An 18370-nucleotide genomic window follows, 5' to 3' on the forward strand; every position below is an offset into this window, starting at 1 on the left:
TCTCACTCCGGTAGTAATGCGGTCGCCTCGTGCGCCCGCCAGCGCGTTCAGTTGCCGAGCTTCCGACCCAGGGGCAATCACCAGCCATGCGAATCCCGTTCGATCCCCGGCAGAGCAAGCGCCGGACCAACCCCGACGGCACCATGTCGTTGGTCGAGCATCTGCAGGAACTGCGCTACCGGTTGCTGGTCTCGATCGCGGCGGTCATCGTCACCACCGTGCTGGGGTTCATCTGGTACGAGTACGGGTTCCTCGGCATCGAGAGCCTCGGCGACATCCTGCGCGGACCCTACTGCTCGCTGCCGGACTCCGCGCGCGCCGCGATCAGCCCGGACGGCACCTGCAAGCTGCTGGCCACCGCTCCGTTCGAGCAGTTCACCCTGCGGTTGAAGGTCGGCATGACCGCGGGCATCGTGCTCGCCGCGCCGGTCTGGCTGTACCAGCTGTGGGCGTTCATCACCCCGGGCCTGTACGCGAAGGAGCGCAAGTACGCGATCGGCTTCGTCTCGACCGGGACGGTGCTGTTCGCCACCGGCGCCGCGCTCGCGTATGTCGTTGTCGCCCATGCCTTGAGCTTCCTGCTCTCGATCGGCAACAATGTCCAGATCACCGCGCTGAGCGGTTCGCAGTACTTCGGCTTCATCATCCAGCTGCTGGTCATCTTCGGCGTCAGCTTCGAAACCCCGCTGCTGATCATCGGATTGAACCTGATCGGGGTGCTGACCTACAAGCGGCTCAAGGCGTGGCGGCGCGGAATCACCTTCGGGCTGTTCGTGTTCGCGGCCATCGTCACCCCGCAGGACCCGTTCTCCATGCTGGCGTTGGCGTTGGCGCTGACCGTGCTGTTCGAGGTCGCGATCCAATTCTCCCGGATCAACGACATCCGCCGGGCACGCAAGGAAGCCGAAGACCTGGCCGCGCTGTCCGACGAAGAAGCGTCCTCGATCACCGGTCCCAGCCCGATCGACCCCGCCGACTCGCTGGTGACGCCCCCGGATAAAACCGGGCGCTCGATGTCGGACTACTCCGATACCCTCTGACGGTGACACATCACCGGTCGCATACGGGCGAGCTTGCGAAGTTTTCCACCGAGCTGAAGTTCAGCCTGGATCCCTTCCAGCGCACCGCCTGTACGGCACTCGAAGAAGGACACAGCGTCCTGGTATGCGCGCCGACCGGAGCCGGTAAAACCGTCGTCGGCGAGTTCGCCGTGCACCTGGCGCTGGCCGCGGGCGGCAAATGCTTCTACACCACGCCGATCAAGGCGTTGTCGAACCAGAAGTTCGCCGACCTGACCGAGCGCTACGGGCGCGACAGCGTCGGCCTGCTCACCGGCGACCAGTCGATCAATCCGAATGCGCCGGTGGTCGTGATGACCACCGAGGTGTTGCGGAACATGCTGTACGCGTCGTCGGACGCGTTGCGCGGGCTGTCGTTCGTGGTGATGGACGAGGTGCACTACCTCGCCGACCGGTTCCGCGGCGCGGTGTGGGAGGAAGTGATCCTGCACCTGCCGCCGGACGTGAAGCTGGTCAGCCTGTCGGCCACGGTCAGCAATGCCGAGGAGTTCGGCGCCTGGATGGAAACCGTGCGCGGCGACACCGCCGTGGTGGTGGACGAGACCCGGCCGGTGCCGCTGTGGCAGCACGTGATGGTCGGGCGGCGGATGTTCGACCTGTTCGACACCGATTCCACCGACCAGAAGGTGGTGGTCGACGAGGATCTCGTGCGGTTCATCCGGCAGCGGGAGGCGGCCGACCGGGCGAACAGCTGGGACCGGCCGCGGCACGGGCGCGGGGGACCGCGGCGCGACTTCCGGCCGCTGCCCCGGCCCGAGGTGCTGGCCAAGCTGGACGAAGAGGGGCTGCTGCCCGCGATCACCTTCATCTTCAGTCGCGCGGGGTGCGACGGCGCGCTGGCCCAGTGCCTGCGCGCGCGGCTGGATCTGAGCCGGGACGGCGACCGCGAGGAGATCGACGCGATCATCGAGAAGCACACCGGTGATCTGCCGAAGGCGGATCTGGAGGTACTCGGCTTCTGGGAGTGGCGCGAGGCGGTGGATCGCGGACTGGCCGCGCACCACGCGGGGATGCTGCCCGCGTTCCGGCACACCGTCGAGGAACTGTTCGTCAAGGGTCTGGTGCGGGCCGTATTCGCCACGGAGACACTGGCTCTCGGCATCAACATGCCCGCGCGGACCGTCGTGCTGGAGCGGCTGGTCAAGTACAACGGCGAGTCGCATGCCGAACTCACGCCCGGCGAGTACACGCAGCTGACCGGTCGGGCCGGACGTCGCGGCATCGACGTCGAGGGGCACGCGGTGGTGCTGTGGCAGCCCGAGGTCGACACCAGCGCGGTCGCCGGCCTGGCCTCCACCCGGACCTATCCGCTGCGCAGTTCGTTCAAGCCGGGCTACAACATGTCGATCAACCTGATCGATCGGATGGGTGCGAGCGAATCCCGGGCGCTGCTGGAGCGTTCGTTCGCGCAGTTCCAGGCCGATCGCTCGGTGGTCGGGCTGGTGCGCGGCATCGAACGCAACGAGGCCCAGCTGCGCAAGCTGCGCAGTCAGCTCGGCGGTGCCGAAGGTGGCTTCCTGGAATACATTTCGCTGCGCGAGCGGATCAAGCAGCGGGAACGGCAGATCGAGCAGCAGGGCCGCTCGGACCGGCGCGGGGTGGCGGTCGCCGCGCTCACCGCGTTGCGCCGCGGTGACGTGGTAGCCATCCCGTCCGGGCGCCGCGCCGGGCTCGCGGTCATCCTGGAACCCGATGCGACGCCGGGAGATCCGCGGCCGCTGGTGCTCACCGAGGACAAGTGGGCCGGCCGGGTTTCGGTGGCGGACTTCCCGGTGCCCGCGGAGACGCTGGGGCACATGCGGTTGCCGCGCCGGGTCGATCACCGGACCGCCCAGGCCCGTCGCGATCTGGCTTCGGCCTTGCGCAGCACCGGAATTTCCGCGCCCGGCCGCCCGCGCCGGGGCAAGCGCGCCTCCGCGGCCGACGATCGGGAATTGTCCACCCTGCGGCGCAGCCTGCGCTCGCATCCGGCGCACACCCGCCCGGATCGGGAGCAGATGTCGCGCATCGGCGAGCGCTACAACCGGCTGGAGCGGGAAACCGAGACCATGCGCCAGAAGGTTGCCGCGACCACGAACTCGCTGGCTCGCACCTTCGATCGGATCGTCGGGCTGCTGGAGGAGCGCGGGTTCGTGCACGAGTCCGAGGTGACCGCCGACGGCCGCAGGCTCGCGCGGATCTACTCCGAGAGCGACCTGCTGGTCGCCGAATGCCTGCGCCAGGGACTGTGGCGCGGGCTGGGTCCGGCCGAATTGGCCGGTGTCGTCTCCATTCTCGTGTTCGAATCCCGCCAGGACGGTGGCTATCTCGGTGTCACCGGTCCGACCGAACCGATCCGGCGGGCCATCGGCGAGACCATCCGGGCGTGGAGCGAGCTGCGCGCCGACGAGTCGCGGCACAAGCTGCCGCCGACCAGGGAACCGGACCTCGGCTTCGTCACCGGGGTGCACAAGTGGGCGCGCGGCGACGGGTTGGCCGAGTCGTTGCTCGCCAGTGGCGACCAGGCCGCGCCGCTGTCCGCGGGCGATTTCGTGCGCTGGTGCAGGCAGGTGATCGACCTGCTCGATCAGATCCACGGCAGTGCCGACGATCCGGAGGTCGCGTCGACCGCCGCGAAGGCGGTGCGCGCGATCCGGCGGGGTGTCGTCGCGGTGGACGCCGCGTAGCGGATTCGATTGTGATTTGATTTCTTTCGCGTACCGACCGTGGTGGAGGGCTTGAGTTATCGGACCGTTCCCACGCGGGGGGCTACCGTGTGTACAACGATGCGAGTGGAGGCAACCAGATGAGCGGCCCGTTTGGACCCAGCGAACCCGGGGAGGGACGCAACGATCCCACCCAGCAGTGGGGTGGACAGCAGGCACCCGGCGGGACCCCTCAGTGGGGTGGTCAACCGCAGTCCCCGGCGTCGGCGCAGCCGACCCAGCAGTGGGGTGGCGGTGACCAGCAGCCACCGCAGCAGCCGTGGGGTGGTCAGCCGCAGCAGCCGGCTCAGCCGCAGTGGGGGCAGCAGCCCGCGCCGCAGTGGGGTCAGCAGCCCAGCCAGCCGAGCCAGCCGCAGTGGGGTCAGGCCCAGCAGCCGCAGGATTGGCAGCAGGGTCAGCAGCCGCAGTGGGGTCAGCAGCCGCAGTGGGGCGGGCAGCAGCAGCCGCCGCAGTCCGGCGGCAAAGGAAAGGGCCTGCTCATCGGCCTGGCCGTGCTCGCCCTCGTGGTCATCGGCGCCATCCTCGCCCTTGTGCTCCTGCTGACCTCCAAGGACAAGCTGGACCAGTCGGCCGTCCAGGACGGCGTCAAGAAGGTCCTCACCGACTCCTACGGCATCCAGGACGTCAGCGACGTCTCCTGCCCGTCCGGCCAGGAGGTCAAGGTCGACGCCACCTTCGACTGCAACCTCAAGGTCAGCGGCGAAGCCAAAAAGGTGACCATCAAGATCACCCGCGACGACGGCACCTACGAGGTCGGCCGCCCGAACTAGCCTCAGCCCCCGCTCGAACCCCCCGGTCGGCCCACCACGGTGGGCCGACCGTTCCCTTTCCCGGCCAAATCCGGGTCCGCACTTTGACTCGAGATCCGCGCTGAAACTTGGGATTCACGCAAGCCGCCCGCCCTCCATGTCGAGCCGCCCACCGACCTGGCGCGTATGCAGCCGCAGCGACGCAGCCGCACCACTTCTATTTTCCCGCACCGAAATTCGCATGCGATTCTCGGTGCGGGAAATCAGCAGTAGTGCGGGTGGCGTTCCGGGCCCTATTCCGAGTGCGGATCCCGAGGGAGTGCGGCTGTGGTGCGCAGAGCGCACGCGTTGATGGGCGCACGCACTGCCGAGCCGCGCGCCGCGGGGCACGAATTGTGTTGCTGCGCATGGAATTGCTGGCAGTCCGGGTGCGGGGAGCGGAAATGCGCGAGGGGTTAAGGGGTGCGGGTGGTCAGGGCCTTGATGAGGCGGGTGATGGGGCTTTCCGCGTTGTAGGCGGTGGCCAGTTCGCGGAGGCGGTTTTCGTCCACGGGGGTGGTGGGGAGGGTGTCGGAACGCGAGAGTTTTACGTCGGCGTCGCAGACTACGCGGACGACCGGGGCGGCGGCCTTCAAATACTCTTCTGCCGCACGGAGTTTGGCGCGAATGCCCTGGGCGAGGTCGGCGTCGGGGTCTTCGACGGCGGCGACTAACGCTTCCAGGGAACCGAATCGGGTGATCAGCAGCGACGCGGACTTCTCGCCGATGCCCGCGACACCGGGCAGGCCGTCCGAGGCGTCGCCGCGCAGGGTGGCGAGGTCGGCGTAGGCGCGGCCCGCATTCTCCAGCGGCACACCGTATTTGGCGGACACCTCGGCCGGGCCGAACAACTCGGCCTTGGCCAGTCCGCGTCCGGCATAGAGCACCCGCACCGGCGGACCGGGCGTGTCGCGGACGAGTTGCAGCAGGTCGCGGTCGCCGCTGACGACCACCACCTCGTCGGAGGTCTCGCGGGTGGCGAGCGTGCCGAGCACGTCGTCGGCCTCCAGCCCGTCGGCGCCGCCGGTCGCGATCCCGGCTGCCTCGAGCACCTCGAGGATCATGTCCACCTGCGGGGTCAGCGTGTCCGGCACCGTCTCGGCGCCCGGCCCGGCGTCGGGTGAGGTATCGAGCCGATGCGCCTTGTACGACGGCACCAGTTCGACCCGGAAATCCGGCCGCCAGTTCAGATCCAGGCACACGACCAGCCTGCTCGGCGAATGCTTGGCGATCAGCGACGCGACCATGTCGGTGAACCCGCGCAGCGCGTTGACCGATCGCCCGTCCGGCGCGGTGATCTTCTCGGGGATCGCGTGGAAGGCACGGAACCACAGACTCGCCCCGTCGAGGAGCAACAGCGGTCCACCGGAAGTCGCAGCAGAAGTCACGCGCTGAGGCTACCTCCAGCCCCCGACAAACCCCGGCCGATCTGCCCGAGGCGTGCGAGCCGTAGCGCACGCAGCCCTCGGCCACCGGTGTCACGCGCCGACCGAAGGTGGTGTCCATCGGTGAGTCGTCGCGCCCCCGACGCCAGATCTGTGGAACCGGCTGTCGGCGCGGTTGTGCGTGGCCGCGTGGAGTGAAGTTGGTGTCGAAGTGCGGGTTGATATGGGCTCGACGCCAGTTGGGGCCCGGCGCAGGATCTCGTTCCCTGTTCCAGCTGCTTGGTGCGTTCACGCAGCTGCGCGGACTCTTCCCGTGTCATACCGGGTTTGTATCCGTCCTCGATATCGGCCTGGTTGAGCCAGTTGTGCAAGCACACTTAGGCGATCCCGAAATCCTTCGCGACCTGCTTGATCGGCGTATGGCCCCTACGGGCGATCGCGACAACATCGCGGCGGAATTCCACCGGATACGGCTTCGGCATTGTGTACATCGCTTTCAGCGAGGACGAAGTCCTTACAGATCAGGAATCAACCGGGGGCGTCCCCGGGAGTCGGCGCGTTTGTGTGTGGAAGCGCGGGGCGAAATTCGTGTCGATCGTTGAGGTAGTGCGGGTTCGGTGCTGGGTGTGTGGGGCGGGAGTCGGCGCAGTGGGCCTGGCAGCGGTGCGTGAAGTTGGTGTCGATGTGTGAGCTGCTGCGGGCTCAGTGCCAAAGATGCGGGGCAGAGAGTCGTGGTTGTGTGTGGCCGCGCGGAGTGAAGTTGGCGTCGATCGGTGAGATGGTGTGCGTGCGGTGCCGGGGTGTGGGGGCCGGGAGTCGGTGCGGTTCAGCGGGGGTGCCGCTGGGTGCGACGACGGGGCGGATTCGGGGAGGGGAGTGGGGGCACTCGGGTTCGTCGGGGCGGTTCGGACAGGTAACGTCGGACGAATGAGCTCGCATACGGATTCCAGGTTCGCGGCGGACATTTACGGGGAGCGGTTGGAGCGGGCGGTGCAGCTGATGCGGGCCGCCCATCTGGACGCCCTGTTGATCACTCCGGGCCCGGATCTGCGCTATCTGATCGGGTCCGCCGCCGAGTCCTTCGAACGCCTGACCTGCCTGGTTATCCCCGCCGACGGTGCGACGCCGTCGGTCGTCATCCCGAAGCTGGAACTGGCCTCGCTGGCGGGTTCCGCGGCCGGTGAACTCGGCCTGCAGGTCCTGGACTGGGTCGACGGCGTCGATCCGTACGGCGTGGTGAAGTCCGCGCTGCACGTCGGTTCGCGAGTGGCCGTCGCCGACGCGATGCCCGCCCTGCACCTGATCCCGCTGGCCGAGTCGTTCACCGGCCTGCCCGCCTCCGCCACCCCCGTGCTGCGCGAGCTGCGCATGATCAAGGACGCCGCGGAGATCGACGCGCTGCGCCGGGCGGGCGCCGCCATCGACCGAGTGCACGCGCGGATGGGCGAGTTCCTCCAGGTCGGTCGGACCGAGGCCGAGGTCGGCGCGGACATCGCGGCCGCCATCGTCGAGGAGGGCCACACCGAGGCCGCGTTCGTCATCGTCGGCAGCGGCCCGCACGGTGCCGACCCGCACCACCACGACTCCGAGCGACGGATCGAATCCGGCGATATCGTCGTCATCGACATCGGCGGCCCGGTCGACCCCGGCTACTACTCCGACTCGACCCGCACCTACGCCCTCGGCGAGCCCGACCCGAAGCGTGCCGCCCGCTTCGCCGTGCTGGAGCAGGCGCAGGCCGCGTCGGTGGCGGCGGTCCGTCCCGGCGCCACCGCCGAGTTCGTCGATGCCGCCGCTCGAAATGTGTTGAAGGAGGCCGGTTTAGGCGAGGCGTTCGTGCACCGCACCGGGCACGGCATCGGCCTGTCGGTGCACGAGGAGCCCTACATCGTCGAAGGCAACGACCTCGTGCTGCAAGAGGGGATGGCGTTCAGCATCGAACCCGGCATCTACTTCCGCGGCGACTGGGGCGCCCGCATCGAAGACATCGTCGTGGTCACCGAGGACGGATGTGAGTCCATGAACCAGCGCCCGCATGGTCTGACCGTTCTGTAGCCGAACCCGGAACGCGCCCGCTCGAGTCCGAGCGGGCGCGTTTCTGTCTGCTGCGAGCCTTGGCGGGCGCGTTTCCATTTGATAGGGGTCGGGCAGGCGCGTTTTTGTCTACAGCGGTCGAGCTGAGCCGTTGTCGGCCGAGGGCGCAACCAGGGTGGAGCTGGACAGGATGCGCTGGACCTGGATGGCGATTACTACGCGAGTGGGGTTTTCGCGAGGCACCCGGTAGCGTCCCGCGTACCGCTCGACCGCCTCGGCAACCGATTCCGGATCATCGAGCACCGTCGCCGGCCCCTCCAGCGTGAGCCACCGACGCCCCTCGACCTGACTGACGGCGGCATAACTACCCCGCCGCACGTTGCGCACCTTCGTCGACCCACCATCGGTGATCACCCTGGCGATACCGGCCTCCGGATCCCAGGTGAATCCCACCGCGACAACATGCGGTGTCCCGTTGCCCCGCAACGTAGTCAACGTCGCAAGGTGCCGTTCGGTCACGAACTCGAGCGCTGCCGGAGAGAGCTCCACAATCTGGGTCGCCATCCCCCGACCGTAGCCGCCACCTCCACCCCGCACCTCGCAGGGACGCCGTCTCCGCGCCGAATCCAGAAACCCAGCGGCCCCTCATGCACAATTTCGAACCAACGGGACACCACGGCGGTAGCACCCTGAAGGGCCCCACGATGGTGTCCCACTCGGTGAACAGTGGCGTGGTCACCGGGACCTCACGGTGGCCGCACTCGGTAATTGGCTCGGTGGTGTCCCGTTTGGCGCGGGGGCGGTTGGACGTGTCCCTCGGCGTCGTCTGTCGATTTGAGAATGAGTGGGACCACCAGGTCGGGAACGCGGCGCCCGCCGGCGCGGTAGCTCGGGAGGTTGCCGCTGCGGGGGTCCGGTTCGGTGAAGCTCGGTGTCCCGCTCGGTGGGTCGTGGCGTGTCGGATGGGACTTCATGGTGGCGACACGCGGTAATTGGCTCGGTGGTGTCCCGTTTGGCGGGGCGGTTGGACGTGTCCCTCGGCGTCGCCTGTCGATTCGAGAATGAGTGGGATCACCGGGTCGGGAACGAGGGGCTCGCCGGCGCGGGAGGACGCGGGAGGTTGTCGCCGCGGTGGCCCGTTCGGTGAAGCGCAGTGCGGTCAACGGGACTTCGCGGTGGGCGTACTCGGGTGTTGGCTCGGTGGGGTTCGTTGGGTGTGGGGTGTGCGGGTGGGTGGGAGTGGAATGACAGACTTAGGGCATGGGATTGCGCGGGATTGCGGAGGGGACGGTGCTGCTGCTCGGCGGGCGCAGCGAGATCGGGCTCGAGGTGGCGCGGCGGCTGGCGCCGGGGCAGGTGGTCATTCTCGCGGCGCGGCGGAGTGGGGACCTGAGCGAGCAGGTCGCGGCGTTGACCGAGGGCGGCGCGGCGGCCGTGCATTGCGTGGAGTTCGACGCCGACGACACCGCGGCCCATCCGGCTTTCCTGGAGAAGATCGCGGCCGAGTACGGGCAGATCGGCGTGGCGGTGCTCGCGTTCGGCGTGCTCGGTGATCAGGCGCGGGCCGAACAGGATCCGGCGCACGCGATCGCCGTGGTGCAGACCGACTATGTCGCTCAGGTCAGCGTGCTCACCACCCTCGCGAATCTCCTTCGCGCACAAGGGGAAGGGCAGATCGTCGTGTTCAGCTCGGTCGCGGGTGTGCGCGTCCGCCGGGCCAACTACGTCTACGGATCGGCGAAGGCCGGCCTCGACGGTTTCGCCAGCGGACTCGCGGATGCGTTGTACGGCACCGGCGTTCACCTTCTGCTGGTGCGCACCGGCTTCGTCATCGGCCGAATGACCGCGGGCATGGAACCGGCCCCGTTCTCCAGCACCCCCGACCAGGTAGCCGCCGCTGTGGTCAAGGGCCTGCACAAGCGCGCGGGAGTCGTCACCACTCCGGGCATCCTGCGACTGGTATTCGTCGCGATGCGCCTTATGCCCCAATCGATCTGGCGCCGGATGCCCCGGTGAGTGTCGGTCAGCGAGGTGTGGGCCGGGTGGTGTCGTCGGGTCGCGTGACGGTGCCGGAAAATGATCTGGTGCCGGGTGTTTCGATGGGTGTGGGGCAGGGCCGTGTGGGTCGGGTGGTGTCGCCGCGTCGCCTGACGCTGCGGGGAAGCGAGCTGGTGGTGGGTGTTTCGGCGAGTATCGGTCAGGGAGGTGCGGGCCGGGTGGTGTCGCCGCGTCGCCTGACGTTGCTGCGAAGTGATTTGGCGGCGGGTGTTTCGGTGGGTGTGGGGCAGGGCGGTGTGGGCCGGGTGGTGTCGCCGTGTCGCGTGACGCTGCCGGGAAGTGATCTGATGGCGGGTGTTTCGGTAGGTGTCGGTCAGGCAGGTGCGGGCCGGTTGCCGTCGCCGCGTCGCGTGACGCTGCCGGGAAGTGATTTGGCGGCGGGTGTTTCGGTGGGTGTGGGGCGGGGTGGTGTGGGCCGGTTGCCGTCGCCGCGTCACCTGACGCTGGATGTCCTGCGCGGTGCCGTGCGATGACGGGTTCGTGGTCTGGTCCGCCGGTCGCGGTGGTCGGGATCGGGGCCGATGGGTGGGACGGGCTCGGGCGGGCGGCGCGGGAGGCGATCGCTACGGCGGAGGTGCTTTTCGGGTCTGCGCGGCAGATTTCGCTTGTGCCGGAACGGGATTCGGTGGGGGAGCGGGTGGTGTGGCCGTCGCCGTTGGTGCCTGCGCTGCCCGGGTTGTTCGAGCGGTATGCGGGCGCGCGGGTGTGCGTCCTGGCGAGTGGGGATCCCATGTTCTATGGGATCGGGGTGACGTTGGCCCGGTTGCTGGGTGCGGAGGCGCTTCGGGTACTGCCGCAGCCGTCGTCGGTTTCGTTGGCGTGCGCCAGATTAGGGTGGGGAGTCGCCGAGACGCCGGTGATCAGTGTGGTGGGGCGCGCGTTGGAGACAGTCATCCCGGAGTTGGTCGACGGCCGACGGGTTTTGGTGCTCAGTGCTGATGAGCACACACCGGGTCGGCTGGCGGAGTTGCTGGGGCGCAACGGATTCGGGAATTCGGCAGTGACCGTGCTCGAGCAGCTCGGCGGTCCGGCGGAACACGTCGAGGCGGGTATCGCCGAACAATGGCAGCGACCGGCGGGTGATCCGTTGAACATCGTGGCAATCGAATGCGTCGCCGACCCGGACCACCTTCGAGCGACGCGACTGCCGGGCCTGCCGGACGAACTGTTCACCGGCGACGGGCAACTCACCAAGCACGAGGTCCGCGCCCTGACCCTGACCGCCCTGGCCCCCGCCCCCGGCGAACTCCTGTGGGACATCGGCGGCGGTTCGGGCAGCATCGCGATCGAATGGTGCCGCACCCACCCCACCTGCCGCGCAATCACTTTCGAACGCCTCGAACATCGACGGAAGCAGATCGCCGACAACGCGGCCGCCCTCGGCGTACCGAACATCGTCGTACGCGGCGAGGCCGCCGCCGAACTGCGGCAGACCGCGGCATCGCAATCCTCCGCTCCCGACGCCATTTTCATCGGCGGCGGACTCACCCAGCCTGGCCTATTCGAGACATGCTGGGCACAGCTGCGACAGGGCGGCCGCCTCGTGGTGAACGCGGTGACCGCGGAATCCGAATCGCTGCTGCTCAGCTGGGCGGCCGCGCACGGCGGCACATTGCGGAAGTTTCAGATCTATCGTGCGGAGCCGCTGGGATCGTTCACGACCTGGCGTCCGCAACTCCCCGTCACGCAATTGTCAGTTGTGAAACTGCACAGAGCGAACCCGCAGAATGAAGTCCACGAATGAAAAGGGTTCACTCCAGCGGGTAGGGTCGGGGCCGAGTTCCGGTCATGATCGGAGATCCGGTTCCTGATGGGGAGATAGATGAAATACAAGAAGTTCGCCGCTACCGCACTTTTGGCCATCGCCGCCACCGGAGTCAGCGCGGGCACCGCGTATGCCGCGCCCACGCCGCCCGCCGTGCAGGACCAGACCGCCGCCGTCCCGTCCGTCACGGGCGAGGACCAGGGTGTCAGCTACGCGCTGCAGTTGGCCGACGCGGGCAAGTCCGTCGTCACCAACGTCACCGGCGGCGCGTTCAGCCTGGCCGCGGACAAGCAGTCGGTCACTCTGACCAACGCCGCGGGCCAGACCGTCACCACCATTCCGCTGACCCAGCCGGTCAAGGGCGAGCAGGTGGAGATCGCCGCAGCCATCGCCGACGACGCCAAGCAGCTGACCCTGACCCCGAAGGTCGCGCCGAACGCGAACGCGCCGGTCGCCGCCGAATTCATCGGCGCGCAGGACTGGTTCTTCGCCGAGCTGCAGCGGGCCTCGCTCGGTGCGCTCGTCGGCGGATTGATCGGCGCCGCGGTCGGAATCCTGTTCTTCGGTGTCGGCATCCTGCCCGGTGCCGTGCTCGGCGCGATTATCGGCCTGGCCGTCGCGGGCGGACCGTCGCTGCTGAACGCGGGCATCGCCTACTTCAGCGGTCAGCCCTGAAAACCCTGATTCTGGGCGGTACCCGGGAAGCCCGGGAACTGGCCGCCATCGCGTCCGGCGAGCAAGGATTCGACATCGTCTCCTCGCTCGCCGGACGCGTTCGCGACCCCTTGCTGCCGGTCGGCGCGGTGCGCGTCGGCGGTTTCGGTGGGGTCGAGGGTCTGCGGAAATGGTTGGCAGACAACGGTATCGAGTCCGTGGTCGATGCCACCCATCCGTTCGCGGGCAGCATCAGCGCGAATGCCGCTGCGGCAGCGGCGGATCTGCGCTTGCCGCTCGTGCATCTGCGGCGGCCCGGCTGGTCGGCGCGGCCCGGCGATCGGTGGATCCGGGTGCCCGATCTCGGCGCCGCGGCGAAGGCCGTTGGGGAACTGGGGGATCGGGTCTTCCTGACCATCGGCCGACAGGGTGTCGGCGCTTTCGCCGGATCGACCCGCCAGTGGTTTCTGATCCGCGCGATCGATCCGCCGGCGGGCGAACTCCCGCCGCGGCACGAATTGCTGCTTGCCCGTGGACCTTTCCGGATCGAGGACGAGGTCCGGCTGTTGGCGGACCGCCGCATCGATGTCGTCGTCACAAAGGACAGCGGCGGCGACCAGACCGAGGCCAAACTGACCGCCGCTCGCCGGGCGGGACTTCCTGTTGTCATGATCGACCGCCCCCCACTTCCCGCAGGCGCGGTGATCATGGAAAACGTTGCGCAGGTATGGGATTGGCTGAGGTCAGCTGCCGAGTAGCTCGGGCAGGCGATCGAACCAGTCGAGCACCGCGCGTTCGTACCCGATACCGAAATCCAGGGTGGCGCGGGCGAAGGCGGGCAGGTCGGTCGGATCCTCGTCCAGGTACCTGCTGAGTCGCGTCTGGTGGATCTCCCGGTTGGCGGCGATGATTCGATCCAGATGCGGGCGATCGAGATGGTCGCCGAAGGAGAGCGTCAACAGCAGTGGGAACCGGATGTTCTCGCCGCCGGGGTCGCGAGCGATCCACTCCAGGAACACTTCACGTCCCGCGTCGGTGATCAGGTATGGCGTGCGTTCCCGGGCGCCCGGTGCGCCCTTCTCGACCAGGCCGGCCGCGTCCATCGAGGCGAGCTCGCGGTAGACCTGGCTTTGCGTGATCGTCCAGAAGTCCCCGATCCGGTCCTGGGCCTTGGCCACCAGATCCCAGCCGGACATCGGTCCTTCGTGCAGAAATCCGAGCAGCGACGCGGCCGTGGAGTTCAACGGCTTGCGGCTGGTCGCGGTGTTCGTCAACCGACTGCTCCCTTCGCCCTCAACCTTCCATAATGGAATGTTATACGAACGTGCGCCGGATCGGCGGCCGGCCTACTTTCCGGCCAGCTGGTCGAGACGGGCCAGCACCAGCGCCATGCCCTCTTCCAAGCGCGCCTGACCCAGGCGCAGTTCGACGAGGTCTTCCTCGATCTTTTCGGTCCGCTCCTCGATCCGGTCGATACCGTCGAGCGCTTTCCTGGTGAGGGCCGCGAGTTCGCTGAGGACGTCACCCTGTTCGTCGAGTGCTTGTTCGCCGGCGGTAGCTCGGGCCTCCAGGGCTCGGGCGCGCAGCGTCAGCTCCGACAGTGTCGCGGCCAAGATCCCTCCAATCGTCAGTGCGTCAGGAGATCTTACGCGTCGGGCGAGGGTGCGTCGCCCGCGCGGGCGTAGCGTCGCGAGGTATAAACACGGACTCCTCGGTCGGTTTCCTGTATCGCGGTGGTGGACGCGCCGATGATCAGCAGGGTGCGCATGTCGACCTCGGCCGGCTCGAGTTCGCCGAGCTGCACCACACGCACGGACTCCGCCGGGCCGCCCACGTCCCGGCCGAGCACCACGGGCGTGTCCGGCTTGCGATGCTCGAGCAGCAGGTCGCGCATGGCGCCGACCTGCCAGGTGCGCTGCGAGGAGGCGGGGTTGTAGACGGCGATCGCCATGTCGGCCGCGGCCACGGCGGAAAGGCGTTGGGCGACAACCTCCCACGGTTTCAGGCGATCGGAGAGGGAGATCATCGCGTAGTCGTGCCCCAGCGGCGCCCCGACCCGGCTGGCCACCGCGTTGGCCGCGGTCATGCCCGGCAGCACCCGCACCGGCACCCCCCGCCACTGGGGATCGGCGGCCTCCTCCAGCACCGCCGCCGCCATCGCGAACACGCCGGGATCGCCTGACGAGACCACCACGACCCGTGCGCCGCGGCTGGCCAAGTCCAACGCCATGGCGGCGCGCTCGGACTCGACGCGGTTGTCGCTGGCGTGCCTGCGCTGGCCGGGGCGTTCGGGCACCCGGTTCAAGTAAGTGGTGTAACCGACGAGATCTGTTGCGTCCGCGAGCGCTTCGTGCACCTCGGTGGTCGTCCACTCGGCCGCACCGGGGCCGAGGCCGACGACGACAACGTGACCGGGAGGGTTGCCCTGTGCGAATTCCTGGTCGGAAGTGCTGACTTGAACGTCGGCGGCGTGCGCTCGACCTTGGCGGTACGCGGCGTTGCTTACTGGCTGTGTCGCGAGATGGTTTGCTGCTGAGCGTGATTCGTGAGTTTTCGGATCCTGATACACCGCGGCGGGTTCTGCTTTGGCGGGGGGGAGTGGGGTAGTCGGCGTCGGGCCGGGGACGAGCGTGATGGAGAAGTAGGGGACGTCCGCGTCGTCGACGTCGCCCGCGCGCAGGACGCGCTGGCGAGTGCTACTCGCGCGTTCGATGTAGAAGGCGTCATCGAGTCGGCCGGAATCCGAAAGGGCCTGGCGCACACCGGGGTAGGTGCGGCCGAGCTTCATGATGGCGGCGGCCTCGGTGTCGCGGAGCCGACGGGTCAGCTCATCGACGGGCATGGTGCCCGGCAGAATGGTCAGCACCTGCTCGCCCTCGACCAGCGGGGTGCCGAGCGCCGCCGACGCCGCGCTCACCGAGGTGATGCCCGGAATGATCTCCGCCTCGAACCGATCGGCCAACCGCCGGTGCATGTGCATGTAGGAGCTGTAGAACAGCGGGTCACCCGCGGCGAGCAGCGCAACCGAACGCCCTGCCGCCAGATGCCTGGCAAGCCGCTCGGCCGCTTGTTCATAGAACTCATCGATCGCACCTTGATAACCGCCGGGATGATCGGTGGTCTCGGTGGTCACCGGATAGACGAGGTGCTCCTCCAACTGCCCGGCTCGCATGTACGGCGCGGCAATTCCTTTGGAGATGCTCCGCCCATGCCGTGCGCTGTGGAACGCGATTACATCGGCCTGACCGATGATCCGCGCCGCCTTCACCGTGACCAGCTCGGGATCGCCGGGGCCGAGCCCGACACCCCACAACTTCCCTGGCGGCGTTCGTGATTCGGCTGTCGCTGACCCCGGAGTGTCCATCGGCGGCGCACCTGAGCCGTCGATCAACGGCGCGATACTGGTGTCGCTGGTGCCGTCAGCACGCACGGCGTGGTCAGCGCGAGGCTGCGTACCGTTCGTCATTCCTGTTCGCTCGCAATCGCATTCAGCGCCGAGGCGGTGATCGCGCTGCCACCCCGCCGGCCACGAACGGTCAGGTACTCGATGCCGCCGAAATCGATCAGCGCGTCCTTCGACTCCGCCGCACCGATGAAGCCGACCGGGATGCCCAGGATGGCGGCCGGGCGAGGAGCACCCGCGTCGAGCAGGTCGAGCAGATGGAACAGCGCGGTCGGCGCGTTCCCGATGGCGACGACGGCACCGTCGAGATGCTCCCGCCACAGCTCGAGCGCCGCCGCGGACCGCGTATTCCCCAGCGCCGCGGCAAGTTCCGGCACTCGCGGATCGGTGAGCGTGCACAGCACCGGATTGCCGGCGGGCAGCCGCTTACGCGTCACCCCGGACGCGACCATGTTCGCGTCACACAGAATCGGCGCCCCCGCCCGCAACGCGGCCCGCGCCGAAGCCACCACCCCCGGCGAAAACGCCACGTCCTCGGCCAGATCCACCTGCCCGCAACCGTGGATCATCCGTACCACCACCTGCGCCACGTCCAGCGGAAACCCGCTGAGATCCGCCTCGGCGCGGATCATCGCGAACGAGCGCCGATAGATCTCGGCCCCGTCGGTGAGGTAGCTGGCACGCACGTCGGACATGCGCTCCACCCTAAGAGGTGGGTTCCCGGCCAGGTCGGCGCGGGTCGCCGGAGGATCCGGTTCGCGTTTGCGGCAATCAGGTGCGGGGACGTTCGAGGATGCGGGACATGACGATCGAGCTGCGGGTGCGGCCGACCCGCGCGTTCTCGCGGATGCGCTCGACGGTGACCTCGATCTCGGCCATGTCGGTGGCCATGACGTGCACCAGGGCGTCGGCCTCGCCGGCGATGGTCCACACGCCGACGATCTGCGGGATCGGTTCCAGCGTGCGGCGCAGTTCGGCGGGGGAGATGTTGTCGCGGTAGTACACCTCGACGTACGCCTCGGTCTTCCAGCCCATCGCCGCCGGGTTCACCAGCGCGGTGAAACCGGTGATCTGTTTGCTCGCGACCATCTTGTCGACGCGCCGCTTCACCGCGGGCGCGGTGAGGCCGACCGCGCTGCCGATTTCCTGGAACGAGGCTCGTGCCTGTCTCAGCAGGTGCTCCAGAATCCGCCGGTCGATATCGTCCACGTCACACCTGCTTCCTTGTTGCACAATGAATCGGTGTTCTGAGGTCGAAATGCGCAACGATTCGTTGTTCCTGGCGCAATAGTAGGCGAATTACGGTCGTGTGAGCCGCAAGTTCGCGCCGACCCACCGGGAGACACGTTGACCTCCGTAGCCACCCTCCGCGCCGAGTCCACTACCCGTAAGCCGTCGCCGCGACGGTTCGTCATGTGCCGTCCGGATTACTTCGACGTCACCTACTGCATCAATCCGTGGATGGATCCGAACGCACCGGTCGACCCCGCCCTCGCCCTGTTGCAGTGGGAAACGCTGCGCGCGACCTACGAGGAGTACGGGCACAAGGTCGACGTGGTGCCCGGCGTCCCCGGGCTGCCCGACATGGTGTTCGCGGCCAACGGCGGCCTCATCGTCGGCGACCGCGCGATGTCGGCCCGGTTCACCCACGTCGAGCGGGCCGCCGAGGGCCCGGCGTATCACAATTGGTTCGCCCAGCAGGGTCTCGCCGGACTGGTCGATGCCCAAGAGGTCAACGAGGGTGAAGGCGACTTCCTCCTGGTCGGTGACCGGATGCTGGCCGGCATGGGCTTCCGCAGCTCGCCCGCCGCGCATCAGGAAGTGGCGCAACACTTTTCCCGCGAGGTGGTGTCGCTGGAGCTGGTCGACCCGCGGTTCTATCACCTCGACACCGTCCTGCTGCCCCTCGACGCGACCACCATCGCCTACTTCCCGCCGGCCTTCAGCCCCGCCAGCCGGGCGGTGCTCACCGAGCTCTACCCCGACGCGATCGTGGCCACCGACGCCGACGCCGAGGTGCTCGGATTGAACGGCGTTTCCGACGGCCTGAACGTCTTCCTCAGCGACAAGGCCACCGCCCTGTCCGCAGAGCTCCGCGCCCGCGACTACAACCCCATCGGCATCGACATGTCCGAACTCCTCAAGGCCGGCGGCAGCGTCAAATGCTGCACCCTGGAGATCCACGAGTAGCGAACTGCTTTCGCCAACGGGACATGGTGGCGGCGACACTCCGCCTACTCCGCCACCACGTCCCGTTGATCATGGAAACGCTCGGTGGTGCGCAGCGTCTCCCGATCAACGGCACATGGTCGCGGCCCGCTGCCGGGCGACGCCGCCACCATGTGCCGTTTTTCTAATAGGTTGTGCCGCATTCCATTTCGCGGACCGGCGGGTGGATCGAAGACGCCGGTGCGAGAGCCGGCGGTTGTCCGCATCGATGCACCGGCTGGTCGTGCGATTCCACCTACCGCGTGGCGGTCTGCGGTGCTGGTCCCCTGC

Annotated in this window: 17 protein-coding genes; 10 read left to right on the top strand and 7 right to left on the bottom strand. The window is 68.2% G+C overall.

The features are described 5' to 3' along the window. Nucleotides 1-86 precede the first annotated feature (86 nt). The 3 genes from tatC (at nucleotide 87) to ACFYO1_RS10655 (ending at nucleotide 4554) form a co-directional block, all read left to right on the top strand. Nucleotides 87-1040 carry a twin-arginine translocase subunit TatC gene (gene tatC / locus ACFYO1_RS10645; protein ID WP_387229192.1) on the top strand — a complete coding sequence of 318 codons (954 nt, stop codon included), beginning with the start codon at nucleotides 87-89 and terminating at the stop codon, nucleotides 1038-1040. 2 nt (nucleotides 1041-1042) lie between these two features. After that, on the top strand, nucleotides 1043-3745 hold the full coding sequence (locus ACFYO1_RS10650; protein WP_387229194.1) for a DEAD/DEAH box helicase: 2703 nt from the start codon (nucleotides 1043-1045) through the stop codon (nucleotides 3743-3745). Between the two features lie 119 nt (nucleotides 3746-3864). Beyond that, complete coding sequence (locus ACFYO1_RS10655; protein WP_387229196.1) at nucleotides 3865-4554, top strand: DUF4333 domain-containing protein; 690 nt, start codon at nucleotides 3865-3867, stop codon at nucleotides 4552-4554. A gap of 434 nt (nucleotides 4555-4988) precedes the next feature. Here the strand turns inward: ACFYO1_RS10655 and ACFYO1_RS10660 are convergent, their stop codons facing one another. After that, nucleotides 4989-5960 carry a 5'-3' exonuclease H3TH domain-containing protein gene (locus tag ACFYO1_RS10660; RefSeq protein WP_387229198.1) on the bottom strand — a complete coding sequence of 324 codons (972 nt, stop codon included), beginning with the start codon at nucleotides 5958-5960 and terminating at the stop codon, nucleotides 4989-4991. 924 nt (nucleotides 5961-6884) lie between these two features. On the opposite strand from ACFYO1_RS10660, the gene ACFYO1_RS10665 reads away from it, so the two are divergent. Further along, nucleotides 6885-8012, top strand: a complete 1128-nt coding sequence (locus ACFYO1_RS10665; RefSeq protein ID WP_387229200.1) for a M24 family metallopeptidase — start codon at nucleotides 6885-6887, stop codon at nucleotides 8010-8012. A gap of 108 nt (nucleotides 8013-8120) precedes the next feature. Here ACFYO1_RS10665 and ACFYO1_RS10670 read toward each other — a convergent pair whose 3' ends face one another. Further along, nucleotides 8121-8555 carry a pyridoxamine 5'-phosphate oxidase family protein gene (locus ACFYO1_RS10670; RefSeq protein ID WP_387229203.1) on the bottom strand — a complete coding sequence of 145 codons (435 nt, stop codon included), beginning with the start codon at nucleotides 8553-8555 and terminating at the stop codon, nucleotides 8121-8123. A 696-nt stretch (nucleotides 8556-9251) separates the two neighbouring features. On the opposite strand from ACFYO1_RS10670, the gene ACFYO1_RS10675 reads away from it, so the two are divergent. The 5 genes from ACFYO1_RS10675 to ACFYO1_RS10695 all read left to right on the top strand — a co-directional run bounded on the left by ACFYO1_RS10675 (nucleotide 9252) and on the right by ACFYO1_RS10695 (nucleotide 13226). Continuing rightward, nucleotides 9252-10007 carry an SDR family NAD(P)-dependent oxidoreductase gene (locus tag ACFYO1_RS10675; RefSeq protein ID WP_387229206.1) on the top strand — a complete coding sequence of 252 codons (756 nt, stop codon included), beginning with the start codon at nucleotides 9252-9254 and terminating at the stop codon, nucleotides 10005-10007. 44 nt (nucleotides 10008-10051) lie between these two features. Beyond that, nucleotides 10052-10522, top strand: coding sequence for a hypothetical protein (locus ACFYO1_RS10680; protein WP_387229209.1), 471 nt, complete (start codon nucleotides 10052-10054; stop codon nucleotides 10520-10522). Next, a complete protein-coding gene (cbiE, locus tag ACFYO1_RS10685) occupies nucleotides 10519-11793 on the top strand; it encodes a precorrin-6y C5,15-methyltransferase (decarboxylating) subunit CbiE (protein ID WP_387229212.1) in 1275 nt (424 codons plus the stop codon). The genes ACFYO1_RS10680 and cbiE overlap by 4 nt, the downstream gene beginning before the upstream one ends. A 78-nt stretch (nucleotides 11794-11871) precedes the next feature. After that, on the top strand, nucleotides 11872-12489 hold the full coding sequence (locus ACFYO1_RS10690; RefSeq protein WP_387229215.1) for a hypothetical protein: 618 nt from the start codon (nucleotides 11872-11874) through the stop codon (nucleotides 12487-12489). Beyond that, nucleotides 12486-13226 (top strand): cobalt-precorrin-6A reductase, encoded by a 741-nt coding sequence (locus ACFYO1_RS10695; RefSeq protein ID WP_387231829.1) that lies wholly within the window; start codon nucleotides 12486-12488, stop codon nucleotides 13224-13226. Before ACFYO1_RS10690 ends, ACFYO1_RS10695 begins: the two co-directional genes overlap by 4 nt. Here the strand turns inward: ACFYO1_RS10695 and ACFYO1_RS10700 are convergent. The 5 genes from ACFYO1_RS10700 to ACFYO1_RS10720 all read right to left on the bottom strand — a co-directional run bounded on the left by ACFYO1_RS10700 (nucleotide 13212) and on the right by ACFYO1_RS10720 (nucleotide 17080). After that, entirely contained in the window at nucleotides 13212-13742 is a 531-nt protein-coding gene (locus ACFYO1_RS10700; RefSeq protein ID WP_387229217.1) for a PadR family transcriptional regulator, read from the bottom strand. The two genes, ACFYO1_RS10695 and ACFYO1_RS10700, sit on opposite strands and share 15 nt — an antisense overlap. A gap of 72 nt (nucleotides 13743-13814) precedes the next feature. Beyond that, nucleotides 13815-14081: a hypothetical protein gene (locus ACFYO1_RS10705; RefSeq protein WP_150404611.1), complete on the bottom strand. Its 267-nt coding sequence runs from the start codon at nucleotides 14079-14081 to the stop codon at nucleotides 13815-13817. Between the two features lie 32 nt (nucleotides 14082-14113). Next, nucleotides 14114-15832 carry a precorrin-3B C(17)-methyltransferase gene (cobJ, locus tag ACFYO1_RS10710; protein WP_387231831.1) on the bottom strand — a complete coding sequence of 573 codons (1719 nt, stop codon included), beginning with the start codon at nucleotides 15830-15832 and terminating at the stop codon, nucleotides 14114-14116. 98 nt (nucleotides 15833-15930) lie between these two features. Beyond that, nucleotides 15931-16566 carry a precorrin-8X methylmutase gene (locus tag ACFYO1_RS10715; protein WP_387229219.1) on the bottom strand — a complete coding sequence of 212 codons (636 nt, stop codon included), beginning with the start codon at nucleotides 16564-16566 and terminating at the stop codon, nucleotides 15931-15933. Nucleotides 16567-16642: 76 nt separating this feature from the next. Continuing rightward, nucleotides 16643-17080 carry an Lrp/AsnC family transcriptional regulator gene (locus ACFYO1_RS10720; protein WP_150404614.1) on the bottom strand — a complete coding sequence of 146 codons (438 nt, stop codon included), beginning with the start codon at nucleotides 17078-17080 and terminating at the stop codon, nucleotides 16643-16645. A 138-nt stretch (nucleotides 17081-17218) separates the two neighbouring features. Between ACFYO1_RS10720 and ddaH the strand changes: the two genes are divergently transcribed. Beyond that, nucleotides 17219-18061: a dimethylargininase gene (ddaH, locus tag ACFYO1_RS10725; protein ID WP_387229221.1), complete on the top strand. Its 843-nt coding sequence runs from the start codon at nucleotides 17219-17221 to the stop codon at nucleotides 18059-18061. Nucleotides 18062-18370 lie beyond the last annotated feature (309 nt).

The organism is Nocardia sp. NPDC006044 (assembly GCF_042871115.1).
Taxonomy (GTDB): Bacteria; Actinomycetota; Actinomycetes; order Mycobacteriales; family Mycobacteriaceae; genus Nocardia.